This is a genomic window from Xanthobacter sediminis (assembly GCF_043195015.1).
GTDB lineage: Bacteria > Pseudomonadota > Alphaproteobacteria > Rhizobiales > Xanthobacteraceae > Xanthobacter.
Genome location: NZ_JBAFWH010000004.1, coordinates 29,516 through 44,780, shown reverse-complemented (window position 1 = coordinate 44,780; position 15,265 = coordinate 29,516). Strand labels below are relative to the sequence as shown.

12 protein-coding genes are annotated in these 15,265 nt (G+C 67.2%); 2 read left to right on the top strand and 10 right to left on the bottom strand.

The genetic code is table 11. The features are described from left to right. Window positions 1-230 precede the first annotated feature (230 nt). From mqo to fumC, 4 genes are all read right to left on the bottom strand, one after another. A complete protein-coding gene (gene mqo, locus V5F61_RS06205) occupies window positions 231-1,673 on the bottom strand; it encodes a malate dehydrogenase (quinone) (RefSeq protein WP_393987966.1) in 1,443 nt (480 codons plus the stop codon). A 70-nt stretch (window positions 1,674-1,743) separates the two neighbouring features. Beyond that, window positions 1,744-2,145, bottom strand: coding sequence for a cupin domain-containing protein (locus tag V5F61_RS06200; protein WP_393987915.1), 402 nt, complete (start codon window positions 2,143-2,145; stop codon window positions 1,744-1,746). A 218-nt stretch (window positions 2,146-2,363) separates the two neighbouring features. After that, a complete protein-coding gene (locus V5F61_RS06195) occupies window positions 2,364-3,296 on the bottom strand; it encodes an MIP/aquaporin family protein (RefSeq protein ID WP_394104017.1) in 933 nt (310 codons plus the stop codon). A gap of 9 nt (window positions 3,297-3,305) precedes the next feature. Further along, window positions 3,306-4,703 (bottom strand): class II fumarate hydratase, encoded by a 1,398-nt coding sequence (gene fumC / locus V5F61_RS06190; protein WP_393987967.1) that lies wholly within the window; start codon window positions 4,701-4,703, stop codon window positions 3,306-3,308. 1,367 nt (window positions 4,704-6,070) lie between these two features. On the opposite strand from fumC, the gene apaG reads away from it, so the two are divergent. Together apaG and V5F61_RS06180 are read left to right on the top strand one after the other, a co-directional pair. After that, entirely contained in the window at window positions 6,071-6,463 is a 393-nt protein-coding gene (apaG, locus tag V5F61_RS06185; RefSeq protein WP_393987917.1) for a Co2+/Mg2+ efflux protein ApaG, read from the top strand. Window positions 6,464-6,496: 33 nt separating this feature from the next. Continuing rightward, on the top strand, window positions 6,497-7,993 hold the full coding sequence (locus V5F61_RS06180; protein ID WP_393987918.1) for a TrkH family potassium uptake protein: 1,497 nt from the start codon (window positions 6,497-6,499) through the stop codon (window positions 7,991-7,993). A gap of 17 nt (window positions 7,994-8,010) precedes the next feature. On the opposite strand, the gene V5F61_RS06175 is transcribed toward V5F61_RS06180, so the two are convergent. From V5F61_RS06175 to ccoG, 6 genes are all read right to left on the bottom strand, one after another. Continuing rightward, window positions 8,011-8,766 carry an SDR family oxidoreductase gene (locus tag V5F61_RS06175; protein ID WP_393987919.1) on the bottom strand — a complete coding sequence of 252 codons (756 nt, stop codon included), beginning with the start codon at window positions 8,764-8,766 and terminating at the stop codon, window positions 8,011-8,013. A gap of 414 nt (window positions 8,767-9,180) precedes the next feature. Next, window positions 9,181-10,335 carry a hypothetical protein gene (locus V5F61_RS06170; protein WP_393987920.1) on the bottom strand — a complete coding sequence of 385 codons (1,155 nt, stop codon included), beginning with the start codon at window positions 10,333-10,335 and terminating at the stop codon, window positions 9,181-9,183. Then, window positions 10,332-10,481, bottom strand: coding sequence for a cbb3-type cytochrome oxidase assembly protein CcoS (ccoS, locus tag V5F61_RS06165; protein ID WP_393987921.1), 150 nt, complete (start codon window positions 10,479-10,481; stop codon window positions 10,332-10,334). The genes V5F61_RS06170 and ccoS overlap by 4 nt, the downstream gene beginning before the upstream one ends. Continuing rightward, window positions 10,478-12,685: a heavy metal translocating P-type ATPase gene (locus V5F61_RS06160; RefSeq protein WP_393987922.1), complete on the bottom strand. Its 2,208-nt coding sequence runs from the start codon at window positions 12,683-12,685 to the stop codon at window positions 10,478-10,480. Before V5F61_RS06160 ends, ccoS begins: the two co-directional genes overlap by 4 nt. A 334-nt stretch (window positions 12,686-13,019) precedes the next feature. Next, window positions 13,020-13,526: a FixH family protein gene (locus V5F61_RS06155; protein WP_393987923.1), complete on the bottom strand. Its 507-nt coding sequence runs from the start codon at window positions 13,524-13,526 to the stop codon at window positions 13,020-13,022. A gap of 145 nt (window positions 13,527-13,671) precedes the next feature. Beyond that, window positions 13,672-15,144, bottom strand: a complete 1,473-nt coding sequence (gene ccoG, locus V5F61_RS06150; protein ID WP_393987924.1) for a cytochrome c oxidase accessory protein CcoG — start codon at window positions 15,142-15,144, stop codon at window positions 13,672-13,674. Between the last annotated feature and the right edge of the window lie 121 nt (window positions 15,145-15,265).

The window sequence follows — 15,265 nt, the reverse complement described above, 5'->3', positions numbered from 1 at the left end:
CGGGCTTTGCGCACGTCGCTGGTGGAGCCGTGGGGGCTTGGTGTTACGGCACGCTTCGATGTGCCATTCAAGCGGCCACCCAACACCAAAAGTCGACCCGGCTCCCGCCGAACCGCCGCGCGCATGTCGCATGCCCCTCGTTCTGAGGGGATCCGAACCGCGCCCGGGCGCCGCCTTGGCCGCGCTCTCCTGGCCCGCCGGTGACACCGGCGGGCCAGGAGAGGCATCCGTCAGATGTTGTCGACCTGCAGCGCCTGGGCCGTGTCGGCGCGCGTCCGGGCGCAGGCTTCAGCATCGCGCTTCAGATCGATCCCATAGGTGGGAATGACGCGCTTGAGCGCCGGCAGCCACGCCTCATCGGTGAGGCGATCCGCAAAGCAGAGCTGCAGCACCTCCATGGCGATGAAAGCGGCGGTGGACGCGCCGGGAGACGCCCCGAGAAGGGCGACCAGGGACTTGTCGTCGGACGGAACGAGCTCCGTGCCGAACTTGAGGGTGCCGCCGAATTCGTTGGCCGGCTTGATGATCTGCACGCGCTGGCCGGCCACCGCCTCCCGCCAGTCTCCGCGAGACGCCTCCGGGAAGAACTGCTTCAGAATGCCGAACTGATGGGACGAGCTCTGAAGGACCTGCCCGATGAGATATTCGGTCAGGCTGACATTGTTCTTCGCGACATCCAGCAGGGGCAGGATGTTCTCGAAGGTGATGGATTCAAACAGATCCAGCAACGAGCCGTGCTTGAGGAACTTGGTGGAAAAGCCCGCATAGGGCCCGAACAGCAGCGACTTCTTGCCCCCGATGATGCGCGTGTCGAGATGGGGGACGGACATGGGCGGAGAGCCGCTCGAAGCCTTGCCGTACACCTTGGCATGGTGCCGCTGGCTCACCTCATCCACATCGCACCGCAGCCAGATTCCGCTGACCGGGAATCCGCCATAGCCACGGCCCTCTCGGATTTTCGAGCTCTGCAGCAAGTCGAGCGCATCGCCACCCGCGCCGATGAAGACGAATTTCGCCGATACGCTGTGGCGCGACTTGTCGGCGAGATCCTCCACGGTCACGTTCCAGCGGCCACCCTGCTCCTGCTCCAGGCCGACGACCTGGTGGTTGTAGGTAACGCCGACGCCGGGCTGCGCCGCAAGATGGGCGACGAGGAGATGGGTGAGCGCGCCGTAGTCCACGTCGGTGCCGGTGATGATGCGGGTTGCGGCAACCTTCTGGCCCGGCTCACGCCCTTCCATGATCAGGGGCGCCCATTCCGCGATCTTGGCCGGATCATCGGTGAATTCCATGCCATGGTAGCAATGGTGGGCTGACATTTCGTTGAAGCGGGCGCGCAGGAAGGCGACATTCTCCTCCCCCCACACGAAGCTCATGTGCGGGCAGGGATGGATGAAGGCGCGCGGATCGGGAATCGCACCCTTGCGCACCAGATAGCTCCAGAGCTGGCGCGAGATGTCGAATTCCGTGTTGACCTCCAGGGCCTCCGAAATATCCACCGAGCCGTCCGGCCGCTGGGGCGTGTAGTTCATCTCGCAATTGGCGGCATGGCCCGTGCCGGCGTTGTTCCAGGAATTGGAGCTTTCCTGGCCGCAGTCCTTCAGCCGCTCGTACATGGCGATGGACAGCGAAGGCTCCAGCTCCTTGAGGACGGTGCCGAGGGTGGCGCTCATGATCCCCGCGCCGATCAGGAGAACATCGGGATTTTCGATCGATGGCTGAGACACGACGGTCTTCTCCCGCTCAGGTGTTGGGTTCGGAACGCACGAAACCGAGATCCGTCCCGGCCTCATAGACCACATAGGCGCGGCGCCAGGGCTCGGTGCCCACCAGCCGCCACTTGTGCCCGGACCCCGAATTGTCCTGCGCCAGGAGGATGTCGCCGGGACGTATGGTGAAGGTCGCGCCCGACTTGGTCTCGAACTCCAGCGTGCCGGAGAGCGTGATCACATACCGGGGCTCCGGGTCCTGATGCCATTCGAAGGATCCGCCCGCGGCGGTCTCCCGGAAGGAGATGGCCTTGGCCGCAGCCGCCTTGCCGATGAAGTCGCCGCGCTCGCCCTCGCTGAGCGCCACGAAACCTTCCTCAAACTCGGAATTGCCATCCGGGCCGGTCCACATTCGAACGCATCTGATCATCGTCATCCTCCTGATCCATCACGCGCCAGCGGGGCCGCAGCCGGGCCTTTCGCCCGGCTCGGTGGTCATGCCGAAATGCGCTCGCATCAAAGGCATCCGATGTGAGCGCCGTCCTGCGTACGTATAAGCCATGAGAACGGTGGCCGGTATCAGCATCCTCGCGCCCGGCGCCCCACGCCATCGCCGGCACGCGCGGAAAGCCTAAGGCGCCGCCACCGGTCCTGTCATGCGCCCTTGTCGAGGGGGGCGCCCATGGCAGCCTGCGCCTCCTGCGCCTTTGCGGGCCCGCGGAGGAAACGGGCCGTTGCGACGGCCACGAGCACGCCGATCAGTGACCCCAAGGGATATATCCAGTAGGTGGAGAGGTCGCCGCGCGCGAGGTCCGGCCCGAAGGCGCGCGCCGGATTGAAGGCCGCGCCGTCATAGGGCCCGCCCATGGTGCCGGCCGCCATCACATAGGCGCCGACCGCGGCCGGGACGAAGCTGCCGACGAGCTTGGGGCCGTCCGCCATGCTGAGGACCACCAGCACCATCCCGAACGTGAGGATCGCTTCCAGCACCACCGCCTGCCAGTATTGTCCCGGCTGCGGCATCGTCGCGGCAAGGTGGCCGCCGTAACCGAACAGCCCCGCGGCCGTAAGAGATCCGGCCGACGCGCCGAGGAACTGCACCGCGAAATAAGCCAGCGCCATGAGCCAGGTCATGTCGCCGCGCAGCGTGAATGCAAGCGTCATCGCCGGATTGAAATGGGCGGAGATGTCTCCCAGGCAGAACACCGCCGCCACGAGCCACAGGGCGGAAACCGTCGAGAGAATGAAGGCGAACTGGTAGGGCGCGAGATCCGCGCCGCCCTGGCCGGCGAGGATCGCCGCTCCGCCCGAGAGAACGAAGGTGAGGCCGAATGTTCCGATGAATTCGGAAACCAGACGGCGTGCCCGGTGCTCAGGGCTCTTCCAGTCCGAGGAAAAACGCGGCCCGACCTGTGCCGCGAGCGCGTAGCGGCCATAGCCGCGGTCATCTTCGTTTTCCGTCGCCATGCCGGCTGATCTCCGTCTATCCCATCGGCCTGGGTCTTCAAGCGGCGCCAGGCGGGTTTCACTCAAGCGCCGCGCAGACTCGAACGAAGACCCGTGAGCAAGCCCACGGGTCTTCGTCATGAGGCTATCTCAAGCCACGTAGGGCGAGACCATCTTCTTCGGATCGACAACCTTGTCGAACTCGGCTTCCGTAACGAAGCCCAGCTTCAACGCGGCCGCCTTCAGCGTGAGATCGTTGTCCAGGGCGTAATGCGCGATCTTCGAGGCCTTGTCATAGCCGATCACCGGCGACAACGCCGTCACCAGCATCAGGGAGCGCTCCACATATTCGCTGATCTTGGCTTCGTTCGGCTGCGTGCCTTCCACGAGGAACTTGCGGAAGTTGGTGCAGCTGTCGCTCATCAGCGTGATGGAGTGCGTGATGTTATAGATGATCAGCGGCTTGTAGACATTCATCTCAAGATAGCCGCTCGCGCCGCCGAAGCTGACCGCCAGATCGTTCGCCATGACCTGGACCGCGACCATCGCCATGGCTTCGCACTGCGTGGGGTTCACCTTCCCCGGCATGATCGAAGACCCCGGCTCGTTGGCCGGAATGGACAGCTCGGCAAAGCCGGCGCGCGGCCCGCACGACATCAGCCGGATATCGTTGGCGATCTTGTAGAGCGACACGGCGAGGGTCTTGAGCGCGCCGGAAAGATTGACCAGAGCATTGTGCGCGCCCTGGACGGTGAACTTGTTGGGGGCGGTGACGAACGGCAAGCCGGCCAAGGTGGCGATTTCAGCCGCCGCCGCCTCGGCGAAGCCCGGAGCCGAATTCAGGCCGGTGCCGACTGCCGTGCCGCCGAGCGCGAGGCGATAGACGCCCTTCAGGGCACTGCCCACATTGTCGAGATCGTCGGTCAGCATGCCCGCATAGCCGGACCACTCCTGGCCCAGCGTGAGCGGCGTGGCGTCCTGCATGTGGGTCCGGCCGATCTTGACGATATCCTTCCACTGGTCGGCCTTCGCCGCGATCGCGTCGCGCAGCGCGGTCACCGACGGAACCAGATTCTTCGTCACGGAGATGGCCGCCGCGATGTACATGGCGGACGGGAAGGAGTCATTGGACGACTGCGCCATGTTGACGTGGTCGTTCGGATGCACGGGCGTCTTGCTTCCAAGCGGCGTGCCCGCAAGCTGGCAGCAACGGTTCGAGATGACCTCGTTGACGTTCATGTTGAACTGGGTGCCGCTGCCGGTCATCCAGACATGAAGCGGGAACATGTCCTGGTGCTGGCCGGCGAGAATCTCGTCGCAGACCTTGACGATAAGGTTGAACTGCTGGTCCTGAAGACGCCCCCCCTTGTGGTTGGCGATGGCTGCGCCCTTCTTCAGGATGGCATAGGCGCCGATCATTTCGCGGGGAATGAGATCCTGGCCGATGCTGAAATGCTCCAGCGAGCGCTGCGTCTGCGCGCCCCACAGCTTGTCCGACGGGACCTCGACATTGCCGAGGCTATCGCTTTCCACCCTCATCTGCGTCATCATCAGCTCCTCACACGTCAGCTTAGACTCAAAAGCCAAACGGCTAAACACGATACGGAATTACAGTAATTTTTATTATAAAATGAAACTACACACCATACATGATGGAATAATGACATTTATTCAGCACAAAAATACAAAAATCAGAAAATCATGTAATATTTATACAACTATTTACCCAGCTCCACCATGCAGAACGCATTTAAATTGTTTTACCCCCGGAAGCGCTGCACCACAAAATGAGATCAACATTCGGGCAACCGATTTCCCGGCGCAACACTACCGCGACATACCCCCCGCCGCTCATCCTTACTGAAGGTAAATCTATAGGCAGGGAATCAAAGGGAAGATCCTGGCCATCTCAGCCCGCGATCACTCCGAGGTCGGCAGGACTTAGGGCCCCGTCGGCCGTCGTCGCCCGAGCAGCCCCCACGCTCGGGAAAGGGACCCTGCCCATCGCACCATCAAGCACGTATTGGCACCGAACGTGAGCCTGGCGCGATATCCGGCAGGAAAGCAGCCGAGCCGGCGGAACAAGTCGATGGTTGGCTCGAAAATCCGGCCGATGTCGCTGAACCCGCTCCCATCCGCGCAAACAAGCGAGGTACGCATGCCTCGTATTCCTTCGATCTGAAGCAGAGACTCAAGGAAATGAAGCCAGCGTGGCGTACGACACTGGTGACGTGAAACAGATATCGGCTTCCCCGTGCCTCCACGAACCGAACGCAACGTCAGGTTTAGCGATTCAAAATTAAACACCGCACCTGACCACCGCTCCTCTCGCATATTTTCGGCATTCGGAAAAGGCCTCCCGTCAAGTCTACGGACATTTTATTCTAAGGATTAATCGTGCTTTACGTCATTCCAGCGGGGTATTGATCGGGGTATGCGATTTGAGGTGTTCTCCCGCCCCTGCCGAGAACACCTTGCGAAGCCAGCCGCATACTGCCTCCTTCGACTTCCGCGAGACCCAATGCCAGGCAGCCCGGGCGGCTCTCCAGGGGAGCACGAGGGAGCTGGTCTCCACCCCGCCGGTGATTCCCCCCGGCGAACAGGCGCTGCGGGAGCCCGACCGCTGTGGCTTCGATGGGGCGGCGACGGCTGGTGTCCCCCGCGAGCGGCGCACCGCGAACGGACGCGGCGAATGCACGCTTCTCGAGCGTCCGCCTGAAACGCGGGTTCGGCGCGCCTTCCGCCCATCGCGACGAGCGCGAAGACGTCCGGCGCGAAAGAAGGCTCGGGTCAATGAAGGTGCACACGGCGCCCGCGCGCGATATGCTGCGCCGGTTCTTATGTCCGCGAGGCAGATCGCGAATCCATTTTTGGCTGCGGGGGCGTGCCCCCGCCTTGAGGGGAGCGAAGCGGGAATGTACCGCACCGTCACACGGCAGATCCAGGTCACCGCGACACCGCGCTATGTGGCCGAGCGATCGGAGCCGGAGCACAATCGCTATTTCTGGGCCTACACCATCGAGGTCGCCAATCTCGGTTCCGAGACCGTTCAATTGAAGGCGCGCCACTGGGTCATCACCGATGCCCATGGCCAGGTGGAGGAGGTCCACGGCGCCGGCGTGGTGGGTGAGGAGCCGCTGCTCCCTCCCGGCGGCCGCTTCGAATATACCAGCGGGGTGCCGCTCGGCACCGCCACCGGCATCATGCGCGGCAGCTACGACATGCAGACCGAGAACGGCGAGACCTTCTCCATCGAGGTTCCCGCCTTCTCGCTGGACGTGCCCGACGCCCGGCGCGTCCTGAACTGAACACCGGCGAACCGGGCGGAAGACGGGGGGCTCATGCACGCGGCGCGTATTCCGACGGTGGAGGCTCAGGCCCTCTCCGTTCTCAATCTGCGCCCGGTGGCGGCGACCCTCGGCATCCTGCTCGCCATCCTCGGCGCCAGCATGCTGCTGCCGGCGGCGGTGGACCTGGCCTATGGCTCCGGCGGGCAGACCGCCTTCCTCGGGGCCTCCGCCATCACCATCTTCGTGGGCGTGCTGCTGTGGACCTCGGGGCGCGCCTCCGGGGTGCAGAAGCTGGACCTGCGCCAGGCCTTCCTGCTCACCACCAGCGTGTGGGTGGTGCTGACCCTGTTCGCGGCGCTGCCGCTGATGTGGGGTACCGCGCAGCTCTCCTTCACCAAGGCCATGTTCGAGGCCATGAGCGGCCTCACCACCACCGGCGCCAGCGTCATGTCCGGGCTCGATGCCCAGTCGCGCGGCACTCTCCTGTGGCGGGCGCTGCTGCACTGGTTCGGCGGCATCGGCATCATCGGCATCGCCATCGCGGTGCTGCCGGTGCTCTCCATCGGCGGCATGCAGCTGTTCCGTACGGAATCATCCGACAAGTCCGAGAAGTTCCTCCCGCGCGCCGGCGCCATCGCCAAGGGGCTGATCGTGGCCTACGTGCTGCTCACCGCCGTATGCGTGGTGTGCTACCGGGCCGCCGGGCTCAACCTGTTCGATTCGGTCACCCTCGGCATGTCCACCCTTTCGAGCGGCGGCTTCGCCAATTCCGATTACTCGCTGATGGTGTTCAAGAACCCGGTGGTGGACTACGTGGCCATCGTGTTCATGCTGCTGGCCTCCCTGCCCTTCCCGCTCTATGTGCGGGCGCTCGGCGGGGATGTGGGGCGCCTCTTCACCAATCCCGAGGTGCGGGTGTTCTTCATGGTCGTTGCCCTGTTCACGGCCGCCTCGTTCCTGCAGCAGACATTCCAGGGCATTGCCACCGGCGAGACCGCGTTCCGCGGCGCCCTCTTCACCGTTGCCTCCCTCATCTCCTCCACCGGCTTCATGGCGGTGGACTACACCCACTGGGGCCCGCTCTCCAACGCCCTATTCTTCGTGCTCATGTTCCTGGGCGGGTGCACCGGCTCCACCGCCGGCGGGCTCAAGGCCATGCGCATCGCCATCACCGCCAAGGCCATCCGCCAGCATTTCAAGCGCATCGCCTTCCGCAACGGCGTGTTTCCCCTGCGCTACGGCGGCGCGCCGGTGTCGGATGACGTGGTGGCCTCCGTGCTCGGCTTCGTCTTCCTCTATCTTTTCACCTTTATGGTGGTGGGCGTCGCACTCAACCTGATGGGGCTCGACCTCACCACCGCCTTCTCAGCCTCCATCGCGTGCCTCGCCAACGTGGGGCCCGCCCTTGGCCCGGTGGTGGGCCCCTCCAGCAATTATGCGAGCCTGCCCGAGGGCGCGATCTGGCTGCTCACCCTGGCGATGATGCTGGGGCGGCTCGAGATCATCACCGCCCTGGTGCTGCTGCTGCCGCGCTTCTGGGTGCGCTGAGACAGGCGCCCCCTCGCTCAGAAATGGGAGAGGTAGCCGCCGTCCACGGCCAGCACATGGCCGGTCACGTAGGATGCCGCCGGCGAGGCCAGGAACACGGCGGCGCCCGCCACCTCCTCCGGCTTTCCCCAGCGGCCGAGCGCCGTGCGGCGCGAAAGCCATTCACCCACCGCCTGGTCGCGCGCCAGCTCCGCATTGGGCGCGGTGAGGAAGTAGCCGGGCGCGATGGCGTTCACCGTGATGCCGTGGGGCCCGAGGTCCGCCGCCAGGGCCCGCGTGAGCGCCGCAAGGCCGCCCTTGGCGGTGGTGTAGGCCGCATCCCCCGCCCGCGACAGAGGCCCGGCGATGGAGGCGATATTGATGATACGCCCCCCGGCGCCGCGCGCCGCCATGCCCCGCGCCACCTCGCGCGTGATGTGGGCGGGCGCCATCAGGTCCTGCTCCACGAGGCGGCGGAAGTCCTCCTGCGCCATGTCGAGGAAGCCGCGCCGGTCGCGGGCGCCGGCATTGTTGACGAGGATGTTCACCGGCCCGAGGCCGGCCACCGCCCGCGTCACCGCGGCCTCGTCGAACACGTCGAGCACCAGAGGCTCCGCATGGCCCCCCTGGCGGATGATGGCGGTGACGGCCGCCGCGAGGCGCCCGGCATCGCGCCCGTTCACCAGCACGTGCGCCCCGGCGCGCGCCAGTGCGAGCGCGATCTCAAAGCCGAGGCCCGCCGCCGAGCCGGTGACCAGCGCCGTGGCGCCGGAAAGGGAGAAGGGATGGGTCACGGGCAGCCTCCGCGCCGATGGTCCGCGCGCGGACCCGGGCATGTCCGGCAAACACCGGTTCGCCGAACATGCTCTCATAGCAAAGGCCCATGGGCTTTTGTTATGGCGCGTTTGTCAGCCCGCACGGCGTTTGGGTGAACGAGACCGGGCACCGGGCGAAGACCGGGACCGATGACGTGACACCACAGGCCTGTGAGCTTCATTCGCAGAGTCTTCGGCCAAACCCACGCGGCGCTCGGGCGAAGGCAGCCTCGCGCCCGGCGAGGACCGGAGCCGACGGCACAAGAGCCTAGCTTGCCCGAACCCGAATGCCGAATCGCTGCGTGCTTTCGCTGGCTGCGCGTTCAGGGCAAGGTCTTTTACTCGTCCGCGCCATTCCGCGAGGGTGCCCACCGATGGCACGGCAGGTGGTGCTCAGAACAGGAGGCCGCCCGCCAGCGCGCCCAGGATGGCGCAGGTGAAGAGCGTGCCGTCGTGCAGCGCCAGGGCGAGCCGCCCCGGACGCCCGCCACGGAAAAGCCACGCCGTGCACCCCACCGTCGCCACCGACCAGCCGGCCCCCACCGCCAGCAGCGCCGCGGTGATGGCCTCGGCCGAGCCGGAGAGCTGGAGCGGCACCGCGAGCGCTACCAAAGCGAGCCCGCCCACGGCCAGCGCCAGCGGCGGCACGCGGTCTCCCACCAGGGCGAGCGGCACCGCAGGGGCGTACATGGCCGCCACATGCAGCGCGATGAAGCCGAACAACGCCGCCTCACCGATGCCGCAGCCCATGAGCGCCAGCGGCGCGCCAGACATCACCGCGCTCATGCCAAACCATGCGAGGGCGCCAAGCAGGGTGGGCCCCAGAATGGCCTTGAGCGGCGCCTCCGCCTTGGGGCGGAACACCGGAGGCGGATCGGGCGCCAGCGTCACCGCCACGCCGAGGGAAAGCGCATGGGCGAGGGCCGCGAGCCCGGCTGCCCCCACCAGGAAATAAGGCGCCGCGAGGCTTTCGGCGAACCCGGCCAGGGTCGGCCCCGCGAGGGCCGCGAGCACACCGCCCGCCAGCACGCCGGCGGTGGCTGCCGCTGGCCGCCCGCTCGCGGCCGCGGCCTCGTGGCGGTAGAAGAAGGAGAAGCCCTGCGCCATGCCGAGCCACAGCGCGCCCAGGCAGGCCCAGGCGAACTGCCGCTGCAACAGCGCCGCCACCAGCAGCGCTCCACCCGCGAGCCCGAGAGACGCGCCGAGGGCAAAGCCCGTGCGCCGGCCGAAGGCATCGCGCAGGAAGGAGGCGGGGAAGGAGGCGAGCGCGGCACCCAGCAGCATGGCCGCGAACGGCCAGGTCGCCAATGGCGACGTGCCGAGCGCGCTGACGAATGCCCCCTCCTTCGGTGCCAGAAGGGCGCCGGCCAGCGGCAGCGCGGCAGAAGCCACGGTCTGCGCCAGCACCGCGAAGGCAAAGCCGAGCGCGAGGCCGAAGGTGGGAATGGCCTTCGGCCCGTTATCGTTCGCCGGAGGATCGAACTGCGGGTCGCACACGCAGACCAGCATGCCCGCCCGGGGCTCGGCCTGGGCCGCCTGCTGCCTCATCGCTTCACATCGTCGTCGTTGAGGATGCGCAGCGCGGCGCCGTCGAGATCCTCGTACTGGCCGCTCTTGAGGCTCCACAGGAAACCGCCGAGGCCGAGAAGGCCCAGGAACAGCGCAATCGGAATGAGGAAGACGAGGACGTTCATGCGACGGCCTCCTTGAGCTGCGTGGCGTCGATCTCCCCATCCTTGCGCCCGGGGCGCGCCGCGCGCAAGGCATTGAGGGTGACGAGGATGGAGGAGCCGGACATGGCGAGCGCCGCGATCAGCGGCGTGACGATGCCGGCAATGGCGAGCGGCACCGCGATGACGTTGTAGACGATGGCGATGCCCAGGTTCTGCCGCATCAGGAGCGCGGCCTTGCGGGCGCCGTCCACGGTGGCGAGCACTGGCGCGAGGCGCCGGCCCAGGAAAACCGCGTCCGCGTGCGCCTGGGTGACGGCTGCGCCGGTGGCAGGCGAGAGGGAAACCGTTGCGGCGGCAAGCGCCGGAGCGTCGTTGAGGCCGTCTCCCACCATCAGCACCCGGTGGCCGGCGGCCTTCAGGGCATCAAGCGCGGCGATCTTGTCGGCGGGCTTCAGGCCGGCAGCCACTTCGGTGATGCCGAGCGCGGCGGCCACGGGCGCCACCGCCTCGGGCCGGTCGCCGGAGAGGATGCGGATGTCGAGCCCGCGCGCGCGCAGGGCCGCCACCACTTCCGCCGCATCGGGCCGCAGCGCCTGCTGCACGCCGATGACCAGCGCCCGAGCCCCCGCGCGGAAGGCGATGAGAGAGACGTCGGCCGGCAGGCCTTCCGGCGCCGGTGCGTCGCAGAAGGCGAGGCTGCCGAGGCGCAGCTCCACCCCGTCCACCACGGCGCGCACGCCCTGGCCCGCCACCTCGGTCACGTCAGCAAGGGCGCCGCCCGCTGCCCGCGCCGCCACCGCCCGCGAGAGCGGATGGCGGCTCGACAGGGCGAGCCGGCCCGCAAGGCCCACCAGCGCCGGGTCCGCCCCCGGCGGCAGGCGCAGCGCGGGCTCTGGCTGGGTCAGCGTACCCGTCTTGTCAAACACCACGGTATCGACGGTCGCGAGGCGTTCCAGGAGATCGCCGGCATTGATGAGCAGGCCGGCGCGGAACAGGCGGCCGGTGGCGGTCACCTGCACCGCCGGCACCGCCAGCGCCAGGGCGCAGGGGCAGGTGATGATGAGCACCGCCACCGCGATCATCACCGCGAAATGCAGGTCCGCCCCCGCGATGAGCCACCCCGTCAGCGAAAGCAAAGCGGTGAGGTGCACCACGGGCGCATAGAGCCGCGCTGCCCGGTCAGCAAGGCGCACATAGGCCCCGCGCGCAGCGAGCGCGCCGTCGAGCAGCCGCTGCACGTCGTCCACCAGGGTGTTCTGGCCACCGGCGGTGACCCGCACCTGAAGCGCGCCGTCGCCATTGAGACTGCCGGCGTAGACGGTGGCCCCCGCCGCCAGCGCCCGCGGCAGGGTCTCGCCCGTGACGAGGCTTTCATCCACGCTGGAGCTGCCGGAGGCAACGATGCCGTCCGCCCCAACCCGCTCGCCAGGGGCGACGAGGATCAGGTCCCCTGGCTTCAGCGCCTGCACCGGCACCAGCACAGGCGTGCCCGCCGCATCCAGGCGGTGCGCCATCTCGCCGCGCAGGGCGGCCACGTTGCCGGCCACAGCGCGGGTGCGCCGGCGCGCCTCATGGTCGAGGTAGCGGCCCGCCAGCAGGAAGAACAGCAGCATGATGGCGCTGTCGAAATAGGCGTGGGGCCGGCCCATCGCCGTCTCGAACACGCTGACGCCCAGCGCCAGAGAAACGCCGATGGTGATCGGCACATCCATGTTCAGCTTGCCCGAGCGGATGGCCCGCAGCGCGCTCTGGAAGAAGGGCTGGCCGGCATAAGCCGCCGCCGGCAGCGCGATGAGCGCCGAGATCCAGTGGAAAAAGTCCCGCGTCTCCGGGGTGATGTCGCTCACATTGCCCGACCACACGGAGACGGACAGCAGCATGATGTTCATCATGGCGAAGCCGGCGACGCCGAGGCACCGCAGCAGCCATTGGGCACGGCGCGCCTCTTCCTCCTCCACGCGGCCGGCGAAGGGATGGGCGCGGTAGCCGAGCTGCTCCAGCTTGCCCACCACATCCGAGGCGCTCGCCTCCGCGCCCCAGGCGACGGAGAGCCGATGGGTCGAATAATTGAGCCGCGCCCGGACCACGCCGGGCAGGGACCCCACGCCATCCTCAATGTCGGAGATGCAGGCGGCGCAATCGATGCCGTCGATGGCGAGGCTCATCTGCGAGAGGCCGTCGTCACCCTTGGCCACGAAGATGGAATAATCGACCGCCTCAGTCATCGTCCGCCCCGGCACCGGCCCCCATGTCGATCCGCGCATCACGGCCACGCGCCCGGTTTCCCCACCCGCCATCCCGCGACGCGGATGGCACGAAGGTCGGCCGCAAGGCCGGCGCCGCACCTGCATCGCACCTCGCCGCGGGTGCCGCAAGCCAGCCCCAGCGGCAGCGGTGGTGACCTCAAACAGAAGTGAGTACGACGGACCCACCGACACGAAGGACCCGCGGGCGCCATCGTACTCCAGGGTGAGGCGCCGTGCCGCGGCCCGCCGCCTCGCAGCCTCGTCGCCGCATCGGGTTCCCTGCACGAGGCAGGTTCGCGCGCAAAGATGCCGCTTACGGAAGCTGCACCCGATTCTTGGACCGGAACTGGCGGTCCCCGCCTTGCGAGAAATCAATCACCAGGTCCCATTGACCCGGGCCGGCATCGGTGCGGGCGCGATAGCGCCCGTCGCCCAGGGGCTGGAGCGTCAGCACCACGTCGCGCCGGGCATCTGTGGGATGTGCAAAGCGCCCGTCCGCGTCGAGGTTCGACAGCGGCCGTCCCGCATCGTCGAGCGCGCGCACCACCACCTCGCGGGCGTTGGCGCCGGGCGACTGGATGTCCACCTCCACATTCCAGCGGCGGGCCTCCTGTGCCTCAGCGGCGTTCGACTCCTTGGTGAAACTCAGGCCCGCCTTGTAGGAGCTCTCGGTTTCGAGGCCCGCGAAGGTGCTTATGGCATAGCGCGCCATGATGAAGTTCACGGTCATCACCAGGGCGAAGAAAGCCAGCAGGCCCGCCAGCACCATGCCACCCGTGATCCGCCGGGGGCCTGCCTTGCCCCTGTCCGCTGCCGTCATCCGCCACTCCATCGCCCCGCGGCCGCGCGCGGCCACCATTTCCTCCCCCGACATATCCGGGCGAAGAGATATCCCTTCACCCGGAGACGCTCGGGATCAACGATTCAGAACGATGCCCGCCGGCTGGTGGCCGGCGGTGCGCGCTCTACGGGCCGATGAAGTGGTCGTTCACCGACGCCGACCGGCCCGTCGCCACATCCCGAATCTGGAATATGAGCGGAAGTGAGGCGGAAGGCGGCAGCTTGTCATGGGTGGTCACGAGTACCCGCAGCTCGCGGGTCTGGTCGGGGCCGATGACGAGCTTGCCCGCATTGTCGCCGACCACGTCGAGCCGCCCGCCCGGCACGCCATCGATGGAGAGCGCGAAGGTACGTTCCTGCAGTTGCTTATTGGTGAGGCGCACCGTATAGGCGTTTCGCACCGAACCGTCGGAAAGGGCGACGAACAGCGGGTTGCGGTCATGCAGCGCCGACACGCCTTCCGTCGAGCGGTTCACCAGCGTGCCGAGCATAAGCCCGCAGACGCCGACGATGAGCGCCGCGTAGAGCAGCGTGCGCGGCCGGATAAGGCGCTGCACGAAGGGCTTGCCGGCAAGCCGCGCCTCCATGTTGGCCTCGCTCTCATAGGTGATGAGCTCGCCAGGCCGGCCGATTTTCGTCATCACAGTGTTGCAGGCGTCGATGCACAGGCCGCACTGGATACAGGCGAGCTGGGAGCCGTGGCGGATGTCCACGCCCGTGGGGCAGACATTCACGCACTGGCCGCAATCGATGCAGTCGCCCGCCGGCTGCCCCGCCGCCCGCGCCGCCGCCGCCTTCTTCACCGACGCGCGCGGCTCGCCGCGGTCGTAGCAATAGGTGACGTTGAGCGCATATTCGTCGGTCAGCGCGGCCTGGATGCGCGGCCAGGGGCACATGTACGTGCACACCTGCTCGCGCATGAACCCGGCAAGGGAATAGGTGGTGAAGGTGAGGATGCCGATGGACACATAGGCCACCATCGGCGCCTGGAAGGTCACCAGCTCCTTCACCAGGGTCGGCGCGTCCGCGAAGTAGAGCACCCATGCGCCGCCGGTCCACCAGGCGATCAGCAGCCAGATGGCGTGCTTCAGGGTGCGGCGCACCACCTTATCCACGCTCCAGGGCGCGGCATCGAGGCGGATGCGCTCACGGCGGTCGCCTTCCACCAGCCGCTCCACCGCCATGAACAGGTCGGTCCACACGGTCTGCGGGCACATGTAGCCGCACCACACGCGACCGGCGACCGCGTTCATGAGGAACAGGATGAGCGCCGCGAGAATCAGCAGGCCGGCGACGTAATAGAACTCCTGCGGCCAGATCTCGACGAAGAAGAAATAAAAGCGCCGTGCCGGCAGGTCCAGCAGCACCGCCTGGTCGGGCGCATCGGGGCCGCGGTTCCACCGCACGAACGGCAGCAGATAATAGATCGCGAGGGAGACGATGAGCACGGCCCACTTGATGGTGCGGATCCGGCCGTGCACGGCCTGCGGGAAGATCTTCTTCCGGCTCTCGTAGAGCGGGATATCGTCGTCCGGCCCGGCGATGTTGGGCTCGTCGCCGGAGGGGTGGGTTTCAGGCTTGGTGCTCAGGGCAGTCATGAATGGATCGCCGAATTTTGACCGCGGGCGCGAAACCCGAGGCGACGCGGAGAATGACCCCAGCGGAAGGGCCCCCGCTTCCCGCCAGCGTTGGCGCGCATCGGGGGTTCTTGCGGCTCCC

Bases quoted from the DNA above. Each gene is read 5' to 3' on its own strand.
- mqo (WP_393987966.1), bottom strand. From the start codon at position 1,673: ATGAGCGCCACCCTCGGCACCGTCCTCAAGGAGCTGGAGCCTTCGCTG.
- V5F61_RS06200 (WP_393987915.1), bottom strand. From the start codon at position 2,145: ATGACGATGATCAGATGCGTTCGAATGTGGACCGGCCCGGATGGCAAT.
- V5F61_RS06195 (WP_394104017.1), bottom strand. From the start codon at position 3,296: ATGACGAAGACCCGTGGGCTTGCTCACGGGTCTTCGTTCGAGTCTGCG.
- fumC (WP_393987967.1), bottom strand. From the start codon at position 4,703: ATGACGCAGATGAGGGTGGAAAGCGATAGCCTCGGCAATGTCGAGGTC.
- apaG (WP_393987917.1), top strand. From the start codon at position 6,071: ATGTACCGCACCGTCACACGGCAGATCCAGGTCACCGCGACACCGCGC.
- V5F61_RS06180 (WP_393987918.1), top strand. From the start codon at position 6,497: ATGCACGCGGCGCGTATTCCGACGGTGGAGGCTCAGGCCCTCTCCGTT.
- V5F61_RS06170 (WP_393987920.1), bottom strand. From the start codon at position 10,335: ATGAGGCAGCAGGCGGCCCAGGCCGAGCCCCGGGCGGGCATGCTGGTC.
- ccoS (WP_393987921.1), bottom strand. From the start codon at position 10,481: ATGAACGTCCTCGTCTTCCTCATTCCGATTGCGCTGTTCCTGGGCCTT.
- V5F61_RS06160 (WP_393987922.1), bottom strand. From the start codon at position 12,685: ATGACTGAGGCGGTCGATTATTCCATCTTCGTGGCCAAGGGTGACGAC.
- V5F61_RS06155 (WP_393987923.1), bottom strand. From the start codon at position 13,526: ATGACGGCAGCGGACAGGGGCAAGGCAGGCCCCCGGCGGATCACGGGT.
- ccoG (WP_393987924.1), bottom strand. From the start codon at position 15,144: ATGACTGCCCTGAGCACCAAGCCTGAAACCCACCCCTCCGGCGACGAG.